Annotated in this window: 19 protein-coding genes and 2 pseudogenes; 5 read left to right on the forward strand and 16 right to left on the reverse strand. The window is 69.3% G+C overall.

What is annotated here, in order from left to right; all coding sequences use genetic code 11:
- Window positions 1-50: 50 nt before the first annotated feature.
- The 7 genes from ACYVKA_RS07410 to ACYVKA_RS07440 all read right to left on the reverse strand — a co-directional run bounded on the left by ACYVKA_RS07410 (window position 51) and on the right by ACYVKA_RS07440 (window position 6,640).
- Window positions 51-692 carry an MBL fold metallo-hydrolase gene (locus tag ACYVKA_RS07410; protein ID WP_460704241.1) on the reverse strand — a complete coding sequence of 214 codons (642 nt, stop codon included), beginning with the start codon at window positions 690-692 and terminating at the stop codon, window positions 51-53.
- A 52-nt stretch (window positions 693-744) separates the two neighbouring features.
- Window positions 745-1,269 (reverse strand): GNAT family N-acetyltransferase, encoded by a 525-nt coding sequence (locus ACYVKA_RS07415; RefSeq protein WP_460704243.1) that lies wholly within the window; start codon window positions 1,267-1,269, stop codon window positions 745-747.
- A complete protein-coding gene (locus tag ACYVKA_RS07420; protein ID WP_394275678.1) occupies window positions 1,266-2,288 on the reverse strand; it encodes a threonine aldolase family protein in 1,023 nt (340 codons plus the stop codon). Before ACYVKA_RS07420 ends, ACYVKA_RS07415 begins: the two co-directional genes overlap by 4 nt.
- A 20-nt stretch (window positions 2,289-2,308) precedes the next feature.
- Window positions 2,309-3,697 (reverse strand): class II 3-deoxy-7-phosphoheptulonate synthase, encoded by a 1,389-nt coding sequence (locus tag ACYVKA_RS07425; RefSeq protein ID WP_394275677.1) that lies wholly within the window; start codon window positions 3,695-3,697, stop codon window positions 2,309-2,311.
- Window positions 3,698-3,786: 89 nt separating this feature from the next.
- A complete protein-coding gene (locus tag ACYVKA_RS07430; protein WP_460704245.1) occupies window positions 3,787-4,452 on the reverse strand; it encodes a response regulator in 666 nt (221 codons plus the stop codon).
- Window positions 4,452-5,594, reverse strand: a complete 1,143-nt coding sequence (locus ACYVKA_RS07435) for a sensor histidine kinase (RefSeq protein WP_460704247.1) — start codon at window positions 5,592-5,594, stop codon at window positions 4,452-4,454. The genes ACYVKA_RS07430 and ACYVKA_RS07435 overlap by 1 nt, the downstream gene beginning before the upstream one ends.
- Window positions 5,595-5,596: 2 nt before the next feature.
- Window positions 5,597-6,640, reverse strand: a complete 1,044-nt coding sequence (locus ACYVKA_RS07440) for a lysophospholipid acyltransferase family protein (RefSeq protein ID WP_460704249.1) — start codon at window positions 6,638-6,640, stop codon at window positions 5,597-5,599.
- Between the two features lie 177 nt (window positions 6,641-6,817).
- Here ACYVKA_RS07440 and ACYVKA_RS07445 point away from each other — a divergent pair, with 177 nt between their 5' ends.
- The gene (locus ACYVKA_RS07445; protein WP_460704251.1) at window positions 6,818-7,276 is read left to right on the forward strand and encodes a hypothetical protein; all 459 of its coding nucleotides are present in this window, start codon (window positions 6,818-6,820) and stop codon (window positions 7,274-7,276) included.
- 233 nt (window positions 7,277-7,509) lie between these two features.
- Here ACYVKA_RS07445 and ACYVKA_RS07450 read toward each other — a convergent pair.
- The 3 genes and pseudogenes from ACYVKA_RS07450 to ACYVKA_RS07460 all read right to left on the reverse strand — a co-directional run.
- Window positions 7,510-8,496, reverse strand: a pseudogene (locus tag ACYVKA_RS07450) (ROK family glucokinase); the annotation flags it as partial.
- A 27-nt stretch (window positions 8,497-8,523) separates the two neighbouring features.
- On the reverse strand, window positions 8,524-9,684 hold the full coding sequence (locus tag ACYVKA_RS07455; RefSeq protein ID WP_460704253.1) for a C40 family peptidase: 1,161 nt from the start codon (window positions 9,682-9,684) through the stop codon (window positions 8,524-8,526).
- 114 nt (window positions 9,685-9,798) lie between these two features.
- A complete protein-coding gene (locus ACYVKA_RS07460) occupies window positions 9,799-10,044 on the reverse strand; it encodes a hypothetical protein (RefSeq protein ID WP_460704255.1) in 246 nt (81 codons plus the stop codon).
- A 99-nt stretch (window positions 10,045-10,143) separates the two neighbouring features.
- Here ACYVKA_RS07460 and ACYVKA_RS07465 point away from each other — a divergent pair.
- Window positions 10,144-11,826: pseudogene (locus tag ACYVKA_RS07465) on the forward strand (DEDD exonuclease domain-containing protein); the annotation flags it as partial.
- 45 nt (window positions 11,827-11,871) lie between these two features.
- On the opposite strand, the gene ACYVKA_RS07470 reads toward ACYVKA_RS07465, so the two are convergent.
- Window positions 11,872-12,147, reverse strand: coding sequence for an Lrp/AsnC family transcriptional regulator (locus ACYVKA_RS07470; protein WP_394275669.1), 276 nt, complete (start codon window positions 12,145-12,147; stop codon window positions 11,872-11,874).
- Window positions 12,148-12,234: 87 nt separating this feature from the next.
- On the reverse strand, window positions 12,235-12,747 hold the full coding sequence (locus ACYVKA_RS07475; RefSeq protein WP_394275668.1) for a peptidylprolyl isomerase: 513 nt from the start codon (window positions 12,745-12,747) through the stop codon (window positions 12,235-12,237).
- A gap of 213 nt (window positions 12,748-12,960) precedes the next feature.
- On the opposite strand from ACYVKA_RS07475, the gene ACYVKA_RS07480 reads away from it, so the two are divergent.
- The 3 genes from ACYVKA_RS07480 to ACYVKA_RS07490 all read left to right on the forward strand — a co-directional run bounded on the left by ACYVKA_RS07480 (window position 12,961) and on the right by ACYVKA_RS07490 (window position 15,471).
- On the forward strand, window positions 12,961-13,971 hold the full coding sequence (locus ACYVKA_RS07480) for a sunset domain-containing protein (RefSeq protein WP_460704257.1): 1,011 nt from the start codon (window positions 12,961-12,963) through the stop codon (window positions 13,969-13,971).
- 238 nt (window positions 13,972-14,209) lie between these two features.
- Entirely contained in the window at window positions 14,210-14,782 is a 573-nt protein-coding gene (locus ACYVKA_RS07485) for a hypothetical protein (protein WP_460704259.1), read from the forward strand.
- Between the two features lie 2 nt (window positions 14,783-14,784).
- Entirely contained in the window at window positions 14,785-15,471 is a 687-nt protein-coding gene (locus ACYVKA_RS07490; protein ID WP_460704261.1) for a hypothetical protein, read from the forward strand.
- A 288-nt stretch (window positions 15,472-15,759) separates the two neighbouring features.
- On the opposite strand, the gene qcrB is transcribed toward ACYVKA_RS07490, so the two are convergent.
- The 4 genes from qcrB to ctaE form a co-directional block, all read right to left on the reverse strand.
- Window positions 15,760-17,415, reverse strand: a complete 1,656-nt coding sequence (qcrB, locus tag ACYVKA_RS07495) for a cytochrome bc1 complex cytochrome b subunit (RefSeq protein WP_460704263.1) — start codon at window positions 17,413-17,415, stop codon at window positions 15,760-15,762.
- Window positions 17,415-18,425: a cytochrome bc1 complex Rieske iron-sulfur subunit gene (qcrA, locus tag ACYVKA_RS07500; RefSeq protein ID WP_460704899.1), complete on the reverse strand. Its 1,011-nt coding sequence runs from the start codon at window positions 18,423-18,425 to the stop codon at window positions 17,415-17,417. Before qcrA ends, qcrB begins: the two co-directional genes overlap by 1 nt.
- A gap of 80 nt (window positions 18,426-18,505) precedes the next feature.
- Window positions 18,506-19,312: a cytochrome bc1 complex diheme cytochrome c subunit gene (qcrC, locus tag ACYVKA_RS07505; protein ID WP_460704265.1), complete on the reverse strand. Its 807-nt coding sequence runs from the start codon at window positions 19,310-19,312 to the stop codon at window positions 18,506-18,508.
- Between the two features lie 21 nt (window positions 19,313-19,333).
- On the reverse strand, window positions 19,334-20,044 hold the full coding sequence (gene ctaE / locus ACYVKA_RS07510; protein ID WP_460704267.1) for an aa3-type cytochrome oxidase subunit III: 711 nt from the start codon (window positions 20,042-20,044) through the stop codon (window positions 19,334-19,336).
- Between the last annotated feature and the right edge of the window lie 151 nt (window positions 20,045-20,195).

Here is a 20,195-nt window from a genome sequence, read left to right on the forward strand (position 1 = left end):
TCGCACCCCTCGTCCACCCGAGGGGTGCGAAGCCGGGCGCCGAGGCGGCCTCAGGCCTGGAAGGGCTGCTGGTCGCGGTGGTCGGCGATCTCGGTGGGGCCGAGGTTGCCGACCTGGGTGTGCAGCAGCTTCCAGCCGCGCTCGTTGAGCAGGCCGTCGTGGATCAGGAAGCCGTGGGGCGCGTCGACGTCGCGCACGAAGTCGACGGTCTCCTTCATCGCCGCCCACGGCCCGAAGGCGGGAATGGCGAGCAGGTCGATGCCGGCCGGGGCGACCTCCAAGGAGTCGCCGGGGTGGAAGAGCGTCGGCTCCCCCTCGGCCTCGAGCACCAGGCCGACATTGCCGATCATCGGGATGTCGCGGTGGATGACGGCATGGCGCCCACCCACGGCGGAGACCTTCAGGCCCCCCAGCGAGACGGAGCTGTCGGCGGTGAGGCCCTCGCCGCGGTCAGCCAGGTCGACGGCCTCGATCACACCGGGCTCGACCAGCACCTTCGCAGCCGGATTGGCCTTGACCAAGGCGGGCAGGTTCTCGGGGTCGGCGTGGTCCGGGTGCTGGTGGGTGACCAGGATCGCGTCCAGGTCGGTGAGCCCGTGCCAGGCATCGCTGAAGGCTCCCGGGTCGATGAGCACGCGCTGCTCGGAGGTCTCGACGAGCAGGGCGGAGTGTCCAAGCTGGGTGATCTTCATGTCCCCAGTCTGCTGCCCCATACCAAGGCTGTCGAGCAGACCCGCGTAGGCCTCAGCGCATCGGCAACGCCTCCAGCGCGGGCCAGGGATCGCTGCGCAGGCGTGAATAGCTGATCGCATCCACCCGCTGGCCGTCGACCAGGAACTTCTCGCGCTGGATGCCCTCCCGGACGAAACCGGCCCGTTCCGCGACGATTCCGGAGGCGGGGTTGTCGGCGCGGTGGCCCAGTTCGAGCCGGTACAGGCCCACCTCGTCCAGGGCCCAGCTGGCCACCGTCGCGGCGGCGCGGCTGGTCCATCCCCGCCCCCGGCAGCGCTTGGCCATCCAGTACCAGAACCAGCCCACCTCGTCGGGTTCGACGGTGATCGCCACCAGCCCACAGAGCCGGTCGTCCTCGTCCACCACGGCCCAGGCCATGTGCGGGGCGTCGACGGAGGCCAGGCGCTCCACATAGGCGCGCGCCTGCTCCAGAGAGGCGATGCCACCCTGGCGGTCCATCGAGACGTCACCGATGAAGGCATTGAGCACCTCCTGCTCGTCGCCCACCACCAATCGCCTGAGCGAAGGGCTGCTCATGACAGCACTTCCCCCAGGACCCGGCCCGCCTCGCGGCACTGCTCACCGGTCACGTCCAGGTGGGTGACGGCGCGCACCAGGTGGCCACCCACTACCGAGAGGCGGATGCCCCGCTCCCCCGCTGCGGCCACGACATCGGCGGCCGGGCGGGTCCCGGTGGAGACCACCACGATGTTGGTGGCGACCTCCTCGGGAGCGCAGGCTCCCGGCGCTGCCAGCGCCACCTGCTCGGCGAAACCGCGGGCGGCGGCATGGTCCTGGGCAAGGCGCTCCACGTGGTGGTCCAGCGCGTACAGCCCGGCGGCTGCGAGCATCCCCGCCTGCCGCCAGCCACCGCCCAGGCGCTTGCGCTGCACCCGGGCCCGGGCGATGTGCTCGGCCGATCCGGTGAGCACCGAGCCCACCGGCGCGCCCAGCCCCTTGCTCAGGCACAGGCTGGCGGTCTCGAAGAGCGCCCCGTGCTCCCGCAGCGACTCACCCGTGGCGACGTGCGCATTCCACAACCTGGCCCCATCCAGGTGCATCGCCAGGCCGTGCTCGTCGGCCACCTGCCGGATGCCCCGCAGGGTCTGCAGCGACTGGATGGTGCCGCCGCCGAAGTTGTGGGTGTTCTCCACCTCGATCGCCGTAGTGCGCACCAGGAAGGGCCCGTTGTGGGGGGCGACGGCCGCCGAGACCGTCGAGGCACCGGCGATCCCATGCGCACTGGTCCAGGTGCGCGTGGTGATCCCGTGCAGGCTGGCGTGCGCCCCCATCTCGGCCCGCACGATGTGGGCCTGCTGGTCGCACAGCACCTCACCGCCCGGCGGCACGTGCAGCCAGATGCCCAGCAGGTTCGCCAGCGAGCCGGTCGCGCAGAACAGGCCCGCCTGGTGGCCCATCAGGCCGGCGACCCTGGCCTCCAGCTCGGCGACCGTTTCGTCCTCGCCGTAGACGTCGTCCCCGACGGGCGCCTCCAGCATGGCCCGGCGCATCTCCTGGGTCGGACGGGTGATGGTGTCGGACCGCAGGTCGATCATGCCGGGCATCATCATCCTCCTCAGAAGTCGAGGTTGCGGAACTCGTCGATCAGGTTGGGGCGACGGATCCTTCCGTCGGACAGCCGCTCGGCCACCATGAAGGCCAGCTCCAGCGACTGGTTGCGGTTGAGCCGCGGGTCGCAGGTGGTCTGGTAGCGGTTGGCGAGGTCGGCCTCGGCGAGCTGGAAGGCACCGCCCAGGCACTCGGTGACGTCGTCGCCGGTCAACTCGACGTGCACGCCACCGGGCCAGGTGCCCAGCTCGTGGTGGACGTCGAAGAAGCCGTTGAGCTCCTCCACGACGTCGGAGTAGGAGCGGGTCTTGAAGCCGTTGTCGGTCTCGAAGGTGTTGCCGTGCATCGGGTCGCAGACCCACACCACCTTGCGTCCGCTGGCCTCGATGCCCTTGACCAGCGCAGGCAGCTTCTCGCGCACGTTCGCCGCACCCATGCGGGTGATGAAGGTGATGCGGCCGGGCACGCGGTCGGGATCGAGAGCATCGGCCAGGGCGATGGCATCCTCGGGCGTGCTGGTGGGGCCCAGCTTGATGCCGATCGGGTTCTGCACGTGGCGCAGCAGCTCGACGTGAGCGCCGTCCAGCTGCCGGGTGCGCTCGCCGATCCACACCATGTGCCCGGAAGTGTCGTAGGGCAGCTGGGAGCGCGAGTCGATGCGGGTCATGGCGTGCTCGTAGTCGAGCAGCAGGGCCTCGTGGCTGGCGTAGAAGTCCACCTCGGACAGGGTCTGGTCGCTCACGCCGGTGGTCACCATGAAGGCCAGGGCACGCTCGATCTCATTGGCCAGCTGCTCGTAGCGGCTCTCCACATTGGAATTGCGCACGAAGTCGGCATTCCACGAGTGGATGGTGCGCAGGTCGGCGAAACCGCCCTTGACGAAGGCACGCACCAGGTTCAGCGTGGCGGCCGAGGCGTGGTAGACACCCACCAGGCGCTTGGGGTCGTGGCGACGGCTCTGCTCGGTGAAGTCGAAGCCGTTGACCGCATCGCCACGGTAGGCGGGCAGGGTGACGCCGTCGCGGGTCTCGGTGTCCTTGCTGCGCGGCTTGGCGTACTGGCCGGCGATTCGTCCCACCTTGACCACCGGCACCTGCGCGGCATAGGTCATCACGACGGCCATGCTGAGCAGCACGCGCAGCTTGCCCTTGACGTTGTCACCGGTCACCGTGTCGAAGGTCTCGGCGCAGTCACCTCCCTGCAACAGGAAGGCGCGGCCCTCGGCCACCTCCGCGAGCTTCTCGCGCAACTCGTCGCACTCACCGGCGAAGACCAGCGGGGGCAGGGTGCGCAGCTGGTCAGTGACCGCGGCCAGTTCGTCGGCGTCCTGGTAGGTGGGCTGCTGCACCTTGGGCAGTGCGCGCAATTCGTCCAGGGAAGGCACTCGGGAAGACATGGCAGTCAGCCTAGCCGCGCGTCCACGCTGGCGGGCGCCCGTCCACGCGACGACTGGACACCAGGTCGTCGGCCTGTGCCGGCCATGCCTCAGCGGGGGTCCTCAGGCTCGGCCAGGCCGACCTCCAGCGCGTAGAGCGTCAACTCGACACGATTGTGCAGCTGCAGCTTGCGCAGCACGTTCTGCACGTGGTTCTGCACGGTGCGGTGGCTGACGAAGAGCTCCTCGGCGATCTCGCGATAGGCCATGCCCTTGGCGACGCGACGCAGCACGTCGGTCTCGCGCGGGGTGAGCTGGGGACCCTCGGCGCCGGGGTCGTGGGCGATGGTGGCCATCCGACGGAACTCGCCCAGCACCAGTCCGGCCAGGCCGGGGGTGAAGACGGCGTCACCCTGGGCGGTGCGGCAGACCCCCTCGACGAGCTCGGCGCGGGAGGCCGACTTCACCAGGTAGCCCTTGGCCCCCGCCTTCACGGCGCGCAGCACGTCCTCACGCTCGCCGGAGGCGGAGACCACCAGCACCTTGGTCTCGGGGAAGTCGCGCAGCAGCACCTGGATGCAGGTGGCGCCGTCAGGTTCGGGGATGCGCAGGTCCATCACGATGACGTCGGGGCGGGCGGCGCGGGCGCGACGCAGGCACTCCTGCCCGTCGTGGGCGACGGCCGCGATCTCGAAGCCGGCCTGAACCAGGTCCTCGCCCAGGGCCTCGATCCACATCGGGTGGTCGTCGACCAGCATGACCCGTCGAGCCTCCATCACTGCTCCTCCGGCGCATCCATCGGCACGTGCAGCTCCCACTCCACTCCCCGTCCTGGCTGTGATCGTGCCACGGCCCGGCCCCCGATGTCCTCCAGCCGTCCCACGATGGACGCACCAATGCCCAGGCGTCCCCCGGCGGCGGCATCGGCCACCTGCTCACGCGACATGCCGACCCCGTCATCGCGGATGCTCACCAAGAGCTCGTCGTTCTCCACCTCCACGAGGATCCAGGCACGGGCGCCGGGGCCGGCGTGGCGTTCGACGTTGAGCAGCACCTCACTGACGGCTGCACCCAGTTCTTGGGCGCGGCGAACCTGCAGGAGTACCTCGCCGGCCGGGGCGGCCACTGTCACGCGGTCGTCGGCATGGGCCTCGATCAGTTGGACCACGTCGGTCTGGCTGCCAGGCTCTCCTGGCAGGTCGACGGTGCGGTCCTGCAGCAGCAGACGCAACTGGGACTCCTGCCGCCGGGCCAGTGCCGCGAGCCGCTCCCCCTTCGGTCCGAGCTCCGGCCCTTCCCGCTCGACCATGACCAGCACCTGCAGGGCGCCGTCGTGCACGATGCGGTTGAGACGGTCGCGCTCGGCCAGTACGAGCAGGCGCGCATTGCGCGCATCACGGTCGGCGGCGACCTCCTGCACCGTGGTGACGATCTGGGCTGTGGCCCAGGCACACACTGCCTGCACCACCAGCAGCGACCACACCCACAGCTCCTCCAGGGAGTGCAGGTAGCAGACCAGCACCAGGGCGCTCGCGGAGGCCATGCCGACCCCTGCGCCGTACCAGACGGCCAAGGCCAGGGAGGGCATCCCCATCCAGAAGCCACCCACTCCCAGCTGGGTCTGCAGGAAGACCTCGTGTCCCAGCGTCCAGTCGGTCAGGGCGACGACCAGGGCGGAGACGGCCAGGTCCGCCCAGAAGACCGAGGAGCGGCGGGTGTCCGGGTCCCGCAGGAGCCGGTTGACCACGACGGTCCACAACCCCATCCCCAGGCACATCGCCAGCAGCACCCGGGGATGGTCGGCGCGTTCGATGCGCGCCAGGTTCACCACCACGGCATGGACAAGCAGCCCCCATCGCATCCGGGCCTGCACCCGGTAGACGGAGTCGAACAGGTCGTCGGTCGCGCCCAGGGCCATGCTCAGTCGTTGCCGTCGGTGGGGCTGTGGTGGCGTGGCCGGGTGATGTCGCGTCCCTTGGTCTGCGCGCCCTGGTCGAGCCGGACCTGGCGCAGGGCCTGGCGTCGCGCGTCGGCCTCGGCAGCGCGCCGGGCCTGGTCGCGGGCAAGGTCGGCGGCCAGGGCCTGGGCGCGGGCGATCTCGGCGGCCTCGGCCTCCCGGTCGGCGATCCGCTGCTGTTGCTCGGCCAGTTCGCGGGCCCTCCGGGCGCGGGCCTCGGCCCGGGTGGCGGCGGTGCGGGTACGGCGCTGTTCCAGCAGTCCGGCACGCCGTCGGTCGACATCGATGTCCATGTAGGTCTGGCCGGACAGCGCCATCAACGATTCCATCAGCAGGTCGGTGACCATCTGGCAGACCAGCTGTTCCTGTCCTTCGGGGCAGGGCAGGGCGCGGTAGCGCTCAAGGTCGAGCGGCGTGCCCACGCGCAGGTGTGGGGCGACGGTGCGTGCCACAAGGGACTGCTGTGGCAGCACCGCGACCGGCAGCACGGGCACCTGTGTGTCGAGCACGAGCCGGGCCACCCAGGGCCGGCCCCGGTAGAGACGCCCGTCGGGGGAACGTCCCCCCTCGGGGAAGACCGCGACCAGTTCGCCCTGCTCCAGCAGCGCCTTGGCCCGGGTGTGGGCCAGCTCCTCGGGGTCCTGGTCGGGCTCGGAGCGTCGGGCCAGCCGCTTCAGGGTCCTGGCGGCGGTTCCCCGGTGAGGGCCGACGACGTGGATGCGCCGGCCGTGCGGGCGGGCAGGCACCTGGTCCAGGTGCGAGAGGTGGTTGAGCACCAACAGGGCTGGCCCCTCGGCGGGAAGGAGGTCCGCGCCTTCGACCTGGACCCGTACCCGTTCGGCGGCCTGGTGGGTGAGTTCGGCGGCACACGCCACCAGCTGCGGACCGGCGGGCGGCTGCTCGGGAGGAGGGCTCGCGGGCCCGCCGCCAACCTCGGTGCCGGGGGTGGGCCCCGTCATGTCGGGGGCGGTCCCGGCCTCGTCCCGGCTCTGCTCGTCGATGCTCATCGGTCCTCCTGCTCCTGGCCTCGCGCGTGGGGAACCCGGCGGGGCGGCCGCCTCCCAGACTAGGGCCTGGGCAGGTTGCGGACGGCCTGCCGCGCCCCGTGGCGGGTGCTGCCTGCGACGTCGTGCTCGTCGTAGGCTGGTGGACGTGACCAGCTGCTTCGACGAATCGTCCTGCCGATGAGCGCCACGGACGACACCGAGGCCCGTTTCCGGGCGATCATGGACGCCGAGTTCGGCCCCCAGCCGGGCGGACCCGCGCCATCGACGGAGCCCCGTGACCTGTCCCCCACCCCGGCGTCGGAGGCCGCAGCGCCCGCTCCTCGGGAGGCTGCACGTCCGGGCACCCGCGACGACTTCTCGATGACCGCGGCGATGGACGCGGCGGTTCCCGACGACCCCGATGAGCCCTTCGTGCCACCCCGACCCCGCCCGGCGGAGATGCCGAAGGGCCCCTTCCTGGCCAGCTCGCTGCTGATGTCCTTCGCGCTGCTGGTCTTCCTGGGGGCCATCTTCGGCGCCGAAGTGGGGCCGCTGGTGGGCTGGGCTGTCGGCGCCTTCCTGATCGGCCTGGTGGTGGCGCTGGTCAGTCTGCCGAAGGACCGTGAGCCGCTGGAAAGTGACGGGGCCCAGGTCTGAGGGCACCGCCCCTTCCAGCCCCAGCCCTGCGGCGCCACCCATCGTCCATGCACCGGCCCGACGAACTACTCGGTCCAGTGCTGGTCGCTCCAGTAGCGCGGCGGCCAGACGCTCTCGCGCTGGGTCTGGCTCGACGCCGCGGCGGACGCCCATCGGGAGCGCGTGGAACGCGATGAGATCGCCTCGCCCGGCTCCAGTCGGTGCAGCAGGCCGCCCAGTCCGGTACCCCTTCGCCGGCGACGCGGCCAGAAGCCGCGGGCGGCACCAGGGGGCTCGTCCATCGAGTGGCGCGCCAGGTCAGCGGCACCGACCAGACCGGCGTCATTGAGGAAGCTCGCGAGCTCCAGCCGGGCCGGGGGCCGGAATCCCCGCCCGGTGAGGGTGCGGTCGAAGGCTTGTTGAGCCGGTTCCATCAGCAGGTCGCCGGCGGCGCTCACCCCACCGCCCACGACGAACAGGTCCGGGTCCAGGGCAGCCGCCAGGTTCGCCAGCCCGCGCCCAAGCCAGGTGCCGACGTCACTGATCAGCTCCACCGACATCCGGTCACCGTCCATGGCGGCGGCGGTGACGTCAGGGCCGGTCAGAGCGTCGATGTCGCCGTCGATGCGTTCCAGCAGTGGCTGTGCCTGAGGCGAGTTCTCGCGCAGGAGGGCCTTCGCGTCACGCACCAGGGAATTGCCCGAGGCGTACTGCTCCCAGCATCCCCGGTTGCCGCACGGGCACCAGTGGCCCTGGGGCACGACACCCATGTGGCCGAACTCGCCGGCCATGCCGAAACGCCCACGAAAGAGCCGGCCATTGATCACCAGGGCACCGCCGATACCGGTCCCCAGCGTGATGCAGGTCATCACGTGCGCATTGCGCCCGGCGCCGAAGCGGTACTCGGCCCAGGCGGCGGCATTCGCGTCATTGTCCACCAGCACGGGCTGTTCGATGCGCTGGTTCAGCCGGGCCTTGAGCGGTTCGTTGCGCCAGGCCAGGTGGGGCGAGAAGCGCACGATCGCCTGGTCGGTGTCGACCCATCCGGCGGCTCCGATGCCCACGGTGACGGCCTGGTGTGTGGAGCACAGCTCCTCGACGACCTCCACGATGACGTCCTCGACCGCTTCCGGACTGGTCGAGGGTGTGGGGCGCTGGAGCCGTCGCAGGACCTGGCCCCGTTCGTCGACGACGCCGGCTGCCACCTTGGTGCCACCGATGTCGATGCCGATGCTCAGCACACCGTCGCTCCCTCCTGACCGCCGGACTCAACCGACGCGGCGAGCCCCCATCAGGGGCATCTGGTCGACGGGCGCCACCTTGACGCCGCTGCGTGGATTCGCCGCATGGACGATCATGCCATTGCCGATGTACATTCCGACATGGCTGATCCCCGAATAGTAGAAGACCAGGTCGCCGGGCTGCAGCTGGCTGGTGGGAAGGGATGTGCCGGCACCGAACTGCGCCTGGGAGGTGCGGGGCAGGCCGACGCCCGCCTTCTCCCATGCCCGCAGCATCAGCCCTGAGCAGTCATAGGCGCCCGGACCGGTGGCTCCCATCACATAGCTCTTGCCCACCTGGGACAGGGCGAAGGAGACCGCGGTTCCTGCCCGTCCCGAGCCGGCGGTGGCCGGGCCCGCCGACGACTCGGGGCTGGACTCGCTGCCGGTGCCCGCGCCACTACTTGAGCTGGGGATGGCGGTGGGGCTCGGGCTGGCAGCCGCCTCGGCAGCACGGTCGGCCTCGGCGGTGCGAGCCTGTTCGGCAGCCCGGGCGGCCTCGATGGCCTTCTTGGCCTTGGCCTGCCGCTCGGCCTCTTGCTTGCGCTCGATCTCGGCCAGACGCTTCTTCTCCTCGGCCGTCAGCTTGTCGAGGACCTTCTGGGCCTCGTCCTGCTTGCGGTGGTACTCCTGCGAGGCCTTGGCCTGGGCAGACTTGGCGGCGGCGATCTGGCGGCGGGACTCGGCGGCGCTCTGCTGGCTCACGGCGAGGTCCGCCTGGGCCAGCTGCAGTTCCTGCACCCGCTGGTTCGCGCGATCGGTCACCGACTGCACCTGGGCGAGCTGGCCGAGGAAGTCCGCCTCGTCCTGGCTCGTGAGCAGGCGGGTGGTCATGTCGACCCCGCTGGTCTGGTAGCGCTCGGCGGCGAACTGGCCCAGGCTCCTGCTCAACTCGTCGACGGTGGCGTCCTGGCTGGCCAGGTCCTTGTCGGCACGAGCCAGCCGCTTGCTGGCCTGGTCCAGCTTCTCCTGCAGTTCGATGTATCGGGCGTCGATCGCGGAACTCTCCGCCTCGATGCGGGCCAGTTGTTCCTGAGCGCGCGCGACGGCATCAGGGTCTGCCTGTGCCGCGGGGCTGCCGCACCACAGCGAGGCTGCCATCACCGCGGCCACTGCCGTGCTCGCACCAAGCTTTGTGAACCTTGCCACCGTCTGTCTCCCATCGCGCTGGCCGCGCTGGCCACCGCGTCGAATTCTAGGTTGCGTCACAGACGCCGACCAAAAGCCTCGCCAGGTCTTCAGCCAAGCCGCATCGTCGCCCCCTCAGGCGGCGCTCGCCAGTGGCCGGTCGCTGGCCGGGGCCCGGCCGCCGAGCCCGTCCAGCAGGCCTGCGCCGGCGAGAACCAGGACCGCCTGCAGCTCTTGTTCGTCCGGTTGCGTGCCGTTCCAGTCCCGCTCCAGGATGCAGTCCGCCTCCCAGGCCACCAGCTGCGGCCACCCACCCGGGCACGGGATTTCCTGTTCGGTCCGGTCGGATACGGACCCTCGTGCGTCACTCGTGTTCTCCATGCCCATGAGGCTGTCATCCGGCACTGACATTTTTCGCACACCTGTTCTGTTCACGTCGTCCGGCGGCTTTTGTCAGAACCGGTGCATAGCGTCTCCCCCATGAGTCCCGCCGCCCACCGAGCCAGTCAACCGAGCTTCGACGACCTGGGCACCCACCTGTCACAGGTGACCTTCGTCGTGGTCGACCTGGAGACCACTGGTACCGGTGAGCAGAGCGCCATCACCGAGTTCGGGGCGGTGAAGGTGCGCGGCGGCGAGATCCTGGGCGATTTCCAGACCCTGGTCAATCCGGGAGCACACATCCCCGCCTCCATCGCCGTGCTGACGGGAATCACCGACCGGATGGTGGCCGCCTCCCCCACGATCGGACAGGTGATGCCGAGCTTCCTCGAGTTCTCCCGTGGTGCGGTGCTGGTGGCCCACAATGCCGGCTTCGACATCGGCTTCCTCAAGCGCGCCTGCGTCCAGCTCGACACTCCGTGGCCCGGCCCCGTCGTGGTCGACACCGTTGCCCTCGCCCGGCAGGTCCTGCTGCGCGACGAGGTCGCCAACTGCAAGCTGGGGACCCTGTCGGCCCATTTCGGGGCCACCACCGTGCCCAACCACCGCGCACTGTCCGATGCCCGGGCCACCGTCGACGTGCTGCATGCCCTGCTCGAGAGGGTCGGCAGCCTGGGCGTGGACACCCTCGAGGACCTGGTGGAGTTCACGCACAAGGTCTCTCCACAGCGACGGGCCAAGCGGGTCTGGGCCAAGGAGCTGCCCACCGGTCCGGGCGTCTACTGCTTCCATGCCGACCACCAGGAGTCGACGGGGACGCGGCGGGAGGTGCTCTACGTGGGCAAGTCGAAGAACATCCGCACCCGGGTGCGCAGCTATTTCACCGCAGCCGAGAAGCGGGGTCGCATCGAGGAGATGGTCCGGGTCGCCACCGGCGTCGAGGCCCATTCGTGCGCCACCGAGCTGGAGGCGGAGGTGCGTGAACTCCGACTGATCCGTGCCCACCGTCCGCGCTACAACCGCCGCTCCCGCAACCAGGACAAGCTCGTGTGGGTGAAGTTGACCCGTGAGGCCTTCCCTCGGCTCTCGGTGGTGCGCCAGGTGCTCGCCGACCAGTGCGACTACTGGGGACCCTTCCACAACCGCCAGTCGGCCGAGTCCGCGATGTTGGCGCTCTACGACGCCTACCCGATCCGCCAGTGCACCCAGCGACTCTCGACCACCCGGCCCACGGCCTCCTGCGCCCTTGCCGAGATGGCGCGCTGCCTGGCCCCCTGCGAGCTCGGCCGGGGTGCGCAGGACTATCCCGAGGTCGTGGAGCAGGTGAGGGTGGCGATCAGCCGCGACGTCCGTCCGGTGCTCGGGCGCACCAGCCAACGCATGGCCCGCCTGGTGGAACAGCAGCGTTTCGAGGAGGCACAGGTGCTCTCCGAGCGGATGCAGGGCTATGCCCGGGTCACCTTGCGCGGGCAACGCATGGCTGCGGTGGCCCGCTGTGCCCAGATCGTGGCGGCGCTGCCCCGCGACGAGGGGGGCTGGCAGATCCACGTCATGCGCCACGGCCGGCTGGCGGCGGCCGTGGTCAGCCTGCCGGGCGAGGTGCCCCAGCGGGTGGCGCGTGAGGCGGTGGCGCGCGCCGAGACGGTGCTGCCTCCGCGCGAGGGAATGCCCGCGGCCACCGTCGAGGAGTGTGAGTTGCTGGCCGCATGGCTGGAGCGTCCCGGGGTGCGCCTGATGGACCTCGACGGCGAATGGAGCTGGCCGGTGAACGTGGGGCTGGCCGAGGGCCAGCTGGCGCGCCTGCTGCTCGGCCGGGACCAGACGGGCTCAGTTGCCCAGGGAGAAGGTGGCCTCGAGGTCGTGGTTGGAGAAGGCGCGGAAGGCGATGTGGGTCTCGGTCTCCAGCACCCCGGGGACCTTGTTCAGGTGGTCGGCGACGACCTCGGCGACGGCATCGTTGTCGCGCACGCGAACCATCACGATCAGGTCGATGGCACCGGTGACTGAGTAGACCTCGCTGACGCCGTCGAGGGATGCGATCTGCTCGGCGACCTCGGGGATGCGGGAGACCTCTGCCTTGACGAAGGAGATTGCGGTGATCATTGTCCGATCCTAGTGGCGCGCCGGGGCGACATGCCGACGGGCCGCCCCCTGCAGGGGACGGCCCGTCTGGCGTGGTGGGAGCCTGGGTCAGGCGATCTCGACCGACTCGATGACGACCGGCTCGACCGGACGGTCCATGCGGCCGGTGGGGACCTGGGCGATCTCGTCGACAACCTTCTTGCTGGCCTCGTCGCTCACCTCACCGAAGATGGTGTGGCGACGGTTCAGGTGCGGGGTCGGGGCGACGGTGATGAAGAACTGCGACCCGTTGGTGCCGGGGCCCGCATTGGCCATGGCCAGCAGGTAGGGGCGGTTGAAGGAGAGCTCCGGGTGGAACTCGTCACCGAACTGGTAGCCGGGGCCGCCGGTGCCGGTGCCCAGAGGACAGCCGCCCTGGATCATGAAGCCGTCGATGACTCGGTGGAAGCCGAGGCCGTCGTAGAACTTGCCCTTGGTGGTGTCACCGCTCTTGGGGTCGATGTAGTCCTTGGTTCCATCGGCCAGGCCGACGAAGTTCTCGACGGTCTTGGGCGCCTGGTCGGCGAAGAGCTCGATGACGATGTCGCCGTGGTTGGTGTGCAGGGTTGCCGTGCTTGCCACAGTCATTCCTCTCGTGTCAGGGAGGCGCGAGCCGCGACGCGGGGGCGCAGGCCCGTGCCCTTCACCACGAAAGCCTAGCCGCCCGGACCTGCCGCCCGGGGCCGTTGCTGTTCGCTCTGCGGGTAGACGGGCTGGCTGGGCTGTTGCCAAACCCCCTTGTTGGCTAGCGTGAAGGGGTGCTCGACCACGAGCTCCCAAACGATCGGAGGAAACGTGTCCCGGAAGAAGGACGTGCGCGACACCGCCGCAGAGACCACTCACACGGCCGTTGAGCGTGGAACCGAAATTCTCGAGCAGGCCCTGGAGGCGCTGGCCCCCCTGCTCAGCACGGCATCCGAGAAGACCGAGTCCGCCCGTGAACAGCTCGCGCCCTACGCGGAGCAGGCCAAGGACAAGCTTGGCCCGGCCACCGATGCCGCGAAGGTGAAGGTGGCCCCGCTGGCCGCCACCGCGGTCGTTGGCGCCAACAAGGCCCGCAAGCAGCTGGAGCCCCACCTCGAGGCCGCTGCCGACAAGGTGCAGCCCGCCGTGGAGCAGGCTCGCTCCAAGGTGCAGGAGGACCTGGTCCCCCAGCTCGTCGAGCTGCTCCACCAGGCCGAGAACCACCCGGCCGTCAGCGAGGCGAACAAGCGCAGCCATGCTGCCGTTGCTGCCCTGCGCGGTGACCTGGAGCTTCCTGAGAAGAAGAAGCGCAATGTCGCCGGGTCGGTCGCCAAGGTGGCCGCCGTCGGCACCGTGATCGCCGCCGTGGGCGTGGCCGTGCGCCAGTTCCTGGCCACCAAGGACGATGCCTGGACCGCCCACCAGCCCAGCGACGCCTACCGCGCCGACGAGAGCGACCAGACGGTCCCCACCGAAGCGTCCCCGGCTTCAGCCACGTGGGTCGCCGCCACCAGCGAGGACGCCACCCTGGACCGCGCCGAGACCGAGCCCGCCGACGGCTCGCTCGCCGTCACCGAGCCCTCACCGGAGGAGCGCATGGGCGCTGAGGGTGGCCCGGCCACTTCGGAGCACGTCGCCGAGAGCCTCAACGTGCTCAATGAGTACGGCGAGGGCTCCTATGTGGGCGACGAGCCCCCGGCCGACTACGCCGTCAAGGGCAACGAGCGTTCCATGAAGTACCACACCAGCGATTCGGCCGGCTATGAGCGCACCATCGCCGATGTCTGGTTCCGCAGCACCGAGGATGCCGAGAAGGCTGGCTTCACTCGCGCGCAGCGCTGATCCGGGACCGGCACACCGCGTGCCGTCCGACAGGTCGTGACCGGGAGGGTCCACGCCACATGGCGTGGGCCCTTCTGGCGTCCCCGTCCACTGCACCCGCACCGGACGGGGCGGACCAGGGCCGGTGTTGTCCACGTGTTGTCCTGGTGTTGACGCAGGTGGCGCTCGCGGCCACGCGCTCGGAAGGCTGGCGACGTGGGAGCAAGGCGCACCCACCGTGATCACCACAGGAGACACCATGTCCGGCGTACTCGCCTCCCTACCGACCCGTACCCGTCCCGATGTCCCAGTGGGGACGCGGGTCCGGCAGGGCAGGTATTCCGGGACCATCCCCGCAGACGAGCGGTGGGTACCGGCTGCGCCCTTCCGGACCAGCTTTCGCATGCTGGTGGACGCGACCGGGCTGCCTTGGCAGATGGTGGCCGGGCTGGCCCGTGTGCCGACCCGGGTGGCAGCCCGTCTGGTGAGTGATCCCCCTCCCCCGCGCCACCGCCTTCGTCAGATCGATGGCCAGCGCATCTGCTTGCTCTCCGCGCGCTCGGTTCGCTGCTTGCGTCATCGCCGGGTGCCCGCGGCCACCGCCCGTCGCCGTCTTCGTCGCCTCGAGCGCCAGTGTTCCCGTCTGGAGGTCGCCCGACGCACGGGGGTGGCACGGCGCGAGCTGGACCTGTTGTCCCGGGCCTCCACCAGCGAGTGCAGCGAACTCACCGCACGGCTGCTGCTCATCCTGGAGAACGAGCTGCAGGAGTCTAGTGTGGGCCCGGTGAGGGATGACTTGAGCCCGCCGAGCCGTATCCTCGAGGCGGCATGACGGTGGCTGCTCCTTCCGCCACCGCGTTGGTGGCGGTGCTGCTCACCTGTGCTGCCGCGTGCCTCTTCCTGATCGTCGTCATCGCCCGCTTGCCCGAGCCGGCGGACGCGGTGCAGGAGGGCTGGACCAAGCGCCCCTATGCGAGCCTGGCGGCCAAGGGGCCGGTGTGCGTCGTGTTGCTGCTGTCCGCCGGCAGCGCACTCCTGGCAGTGGAACAGGCTCGCTCGCAGTGGCCTTTGCTGTTGGTCCTGGCGGGCCCCGTGTGTGCGTTGGTCACCTGCGACCTGTACACCACGTGGCTCCCCCTCCGAGCGACCCGGTGGTGCTGGGTGCTGTCCGCAGCGGCCCTGGCCTGTTGTCTGCTGGTCACGCCCCGCTACGCGTGGACTGTGGGCCTTCGCTCCACCCTCGCTGCGGCCGTCACCACCTTGTTCTTCTGGACGTGCTGGCGTCTGACGGGCGCCCTTGGCTTTGGGGACGTCCGCCTGGTCGGAATGCTGTCTGCTGGCGCCGCCCTGGACTCGTGGACACTGGTCGGCGCCACCCTGCTGGCCGGCACAACGGTGGGCGCCGTCGCCTCGATCGTCGTCGCACTGCTCCGGCGACGTAGGCCTCATCCCATGGGGACGACGATCCCCTACGGCCCGGCGCTGTGGTCGGGCATATGGCTGGCCTTCCTGGCCACCTGAGACCCCTGGAGAGCCCGACTGACTGCCCGGGCCAGCTGTGTGGTCCTTCGACACTGCGCCCACGACCACCAAGGGCTCCTCCCAGCGCGTTGCTGGCGTGCGTCGATGCTGCCTGCAGGTCTGTGGATGGCTCAGCGGCAGACCAGGCCGGCTGGTACCCCTGGTCGGTGAACAGCCCTGGAAGGGCAACCACGGGAGCTCGCGGACTCGCCACCACGGGCACACCTGAAAGGGCCCGTGGCCCCCGAATGATCGGGGGCCACGGGCCGTTGGAACTGGATGCCTTGGTCAGGCGCGAGGAAGCTCGGGGGTGTCGTCCGCACCGTGGTGGTGCGCATCCTCGATCTCCTCGGCGGTGGGCTTGACGATCTCGTCACCCACCAGGAAGCGGCTCGCACGAGCACGCTTCTTGCTGACGGGGGCGTCGTCGTCGGTGTCCACCATGTCGTACTGCTTGTGCTGGGTGAGCGTGAAGGCCTCGTCGTGGCTGACCGGGACGTGAGCCTCCGAGTAGTGCCCCGAGGGGTCGCGCACGATGATGCCGGACTCGGAGCCGTGCAGGACGCGCTCGTTGTCACGCCGCTGCAGCGACAGGCAGATCCGCTTGGTGACCATGAAGGCGACGATCGGGGCCAGGAAGACCGCGAAGCGCAGGAACCAGGTGATGGCGTTCAGGCTCAACTGGAAGTTGGTCGCGATGATGTCGTTGGCACCACCCAGCCAGAACATGGCGTACCAGGTCATGCCCGCCACGCCGAGCGCCGTACGGGTCGGGGCATTGCGCGGCCTGTCGAGCAGGTGGTGCTCAGCCTGGTCGCCCGTGATCCACCGCTCGATGAAGGGCCACACACCCAGACCGGTGAACAGGATGCCCATCAGGCCGACACCGGGAAGGAAGATGTTCCAGCTCCAGGTGGTGCCACCGATGTGGCTCTCCCAGTTCGGGATGATGCGGATGGCACCCTCGACCCAGCCCATGTACCAGTCAGGCTGCGAACCGGCCGTTACCTGGGCAGGGTTGTACGGGCCGTACTTCCACACTGGGTTGATCTGCATCAGACCACCCATCAGCACGCAGAAGCCGAAGACCACGAAGAAGAAGCCCCCCGCCTTGGCCATGTACACCGGGAAGAGCGGGTAGCCCACCACGTTCTGCTCGGTGCGACCCGGGCCGGGGTACTGGGTGTGCTTGTGGTAGACGATCAGCGACATGTGGGCCGCGATCAGGCCCAGCAGGATGCCGGGCAGCAGCAGGATGTGCGCCATGTAGAGACGGGGCACGATCGCGGTACCCGGGAACTCCCCACCGAAGATGAAGAACTCGGCCCAGGTGCCGATCAGCGGGATCGAGCGGATCAGGCCGTCCGCGAAGCGCAGGCCCGTGCCCGACAGCAGGTCGTCCGGCAGCGAGTAGCCAGCGAAGCCCTCGATCAGGCTCAGGGCCATCAGGGCAACACCGATCACCCAGTTGATCTCACGGGGCTTGCGGTAGGCGCCGGTGAAGAAGACGCGCAGCATGTGGGCGACGCCACCGGCGATGAACAGCAACGCTGCCCAGTGGTGGATCTGACGGACCAGCAGGCCACCGCGGATGTCAAAGCTGAGCGTCAGGGTCGACGCATAGGCCTCGGACATCGGGATGCCGCGCATCAGCTGGTAGGCGCCGTGGTACTCCACTTCAGCCATCGACGGGCGGAACCAGATCGTCAGGAAGATGCCGGTGATCAGGCAGACGATGAAGGAGTACAGGACGATCTCACCGAGCAGGAAGCTCCAGTGGTCGGGGAAGACCTTGCGCAGGTTGTGCTTGCCCAGACGGGAAAGTCCCAGACGTTCGTCGAACCAGGTGTAGCCGCCGCCACGCTTGGCGGCCGACGTTGCGCCGGTGGGTCGCTGTGCCTCGACGGGCTCGGCATTCTCGGCAACGGCTGCGGGGCGTGCCATCAGTTGTCACCCTTCTTGTAGTCGTTGCGGGAGTCCCGCTCGAAGTAGCTCGGGCCCACCGGGACCGTGAAGTCGCTACGGGCAATGAGGTTGCCCTCGCTGTCCGTGGTGATCGGCAGCTGGGGCAGGGCCCGGGCGGCGGGACCGAAGACCACGACGCCGGAGTCGCCCAAGTCGAAGGTCGACTGGTGGCAGGGGCACAGCAGGTGGTGCGATTTCTGCTCCCACAGCGAGATCGGGCAACCGACGTGGGTGCAGATCTTGGAGTAGGCCAGGATGCCATTGACCTGCCAGTCCTTGCGACTCTCGGGGACCTTGATCGAGTTCGGGTTCATGCGCACGATGATGATCGCGGCCTTGGCCCGCTCCTGGTGGAAGGCCACATGGTCCTCGTGGGCCAGCGGCTCCAAGGTCTCGGGCTCGGCGTTGACCATCTGGCCGATCTCGAGATCGGAGGCCTTGATCGGCTTCCAGGTGACGTCGTTGACGAGCTTGACGCCCTCGGCCCAGATCGTCTTCTCGATGGTCGCAGCCCGCGTTCCCTTGCCGGGGTGGGGGCCCATGTCGGCGAGGCTGACGACGGCCGGGACGGCCACCAGGCCGGCGGCACCGGCGAGCATGCCACCGATCAGCTTGCGACGGCCGATGTCGGAGTCCTTGACACCGGCGCTCCAGGACTCGGCCATCTCGGCGTGGTCGTCCTCGCTGGAGGCGATCGGGTGACGGACGTCGACGACCTCCTCGTCATTCATCAGCTGCTTGGCCCAGTGGATCGTCGAGAAACCGATCAGCAGGACGGCCAGACCGCCGGTCAGACCGAGCAGGATGGTCTGGGCGTTGCTGTGCCAAGGCCCGAAGTTGACGACATCGCCCTTGGGGACGGCGAAGTAGATCACCACGAACAGGATCGAGCACAGCATTGACAGGGCGAGCATGCCGACGATCTGGCGCACGACGCGAGCGGCAGCCGCCGGGTTCACGTCCGTCCAGCGCTCGACGTGCTCCTCCATGCCCGGGTCGGTCACGGGGTGGTAGGACACCGGCTCCGCGGAGGTCACGGACTGGCCGTGGGTGTCGATCTCAGTTGACTTCATCGGGCACGAGCCCCCTTCTTTGCGAGCCACATGGCGACGAGGACGAGGCCACCGATACCGACGATCCAGCCGTAGAAGCCCTCGGAGACGGGGCCGAGGCCACCGAGCTCCAGGCCACCGTGCTGGGGCTGCTCACGCACCTCGGCGAGGTAGCCGATGATCTCCTTGACGTCCTGGTCGGGCAGGGCGCCCTCATTGAAGACCGGCATCTGCTGGGGGCCGGTGCGCAGCGCCTCGTAGATGTGCTTGGAGGAGACATTGGTCAGCGAGGGGGCGTAGGCACCATTGGGCAGCGCACCACCGCGGCCCTCGATGTTGTGGCAGGCCGAGCAGTTGGTGCGGAAGAGCTCGCCGCCGCGGGCGATCTCCTCCTCGCTGAGGCCGGCCGGGGAGTACTTGCTCTCGGCGGGCACCTTGGGACCCTTGCCGAGGGTGGCGACATACGCGGCGATCGCGTCGATCTCCTCCTGCGTGTACTCGGGAGCCGCATCACGCGGGGCCTGGGCCATCGGCTTGGACAGCGGCATGCGGCGCGTGCCCATCTGGAAGTCGACAGCAGCAGCGCCAACACCGATCAGCGACGGGGCCTGGCTGGTGCCCTCACCGTTGAGTCCGTGGCAGGACGAGCAGGTCACGTCGTAGAGGCCCTTGCCCTGGACGACCTGCGGGTTGGTGTTGGTGTCGGCCGCGGACTGCTCGGCCGGTGAGACCACCGAGTACACGGCGCCCATCATGAACAGTGCGAGAAGCAGGGTGAGCGGCTTGGCCGCCGGGTGCTTGCGTCGCGTGGACAGGAATCGCACGGGATCGCCCTCTCTGGTGGATTAGTTGGGAAGCAGGTAGATGACCGCGAACAGGATGATCCAGACCACGTCGACGAAGTGCCAGTAGTAGCTGATCACCATCGCGCTGACGGCCTGTTCGTGGGTGAAGGTGCGGGCCAGATAGGTGCGGCCGAGGATGAACAGGAAGGCGATCAGACCACCCGTCACGTGCAGTCCGTGGAAGCCGGTGGCCAGGAAGAAGGCCGACCAGTAGGCATCGGTGCCGATGTTGATTCCCTCGCTGAAGAGCTTCGCGTACTCCCAGACCTGGCCGCTGATGAAGACGGCTCCCATCAGGAAGGTCAGGATGTACCACTCGCGCATGCCCCACTTGCCGATGTTCAGCAGGCCGCTGGTGCGCTTGACCTGGCCGTGCTCGGCCTTCATCACGCCGAGCTGACAGGCGAAGGAGGAGAGCACCAGGATGCCGGTGTTCACGCTGGCGAAGACCACGTCGTGGTGGTTCTGGCCGACCTGGAACATCGTCTCGGTGCCGGGGGCCGCCTGCGCCCCGGTGAACTCGCGAATCATGAAGTACGCGGCGAAGAGGGCGGCGAAGAACATCAGTTCGCTCGCCAGCCAGATCCAGGTCCCCAGGGGGACCATGTCGGGCCTGCCCTTCGGCGCGTGCAGGCGCGAGGGGGCGATCGGGTGCACGGCCCCCACGGGCGTGCCATGAACGGCGCTGGTCGCATGCGGAGAAGTAGCCACGGGAGCATTATTGCCTCAAAAGGCCGGTTTGGCACGTCGGACACTGGCGATGGACCACAACATGGCACGTGACGCTCCTTGTGGCGGCGCCGGACCCCTTCCCGCGCTGGATGATTCGCGCGATAGCATCTAGTCCAGGGCGGCCGGCCCG

It is taken from the genome of Luteococcus sediminum, from assembly GCF_054783495.1.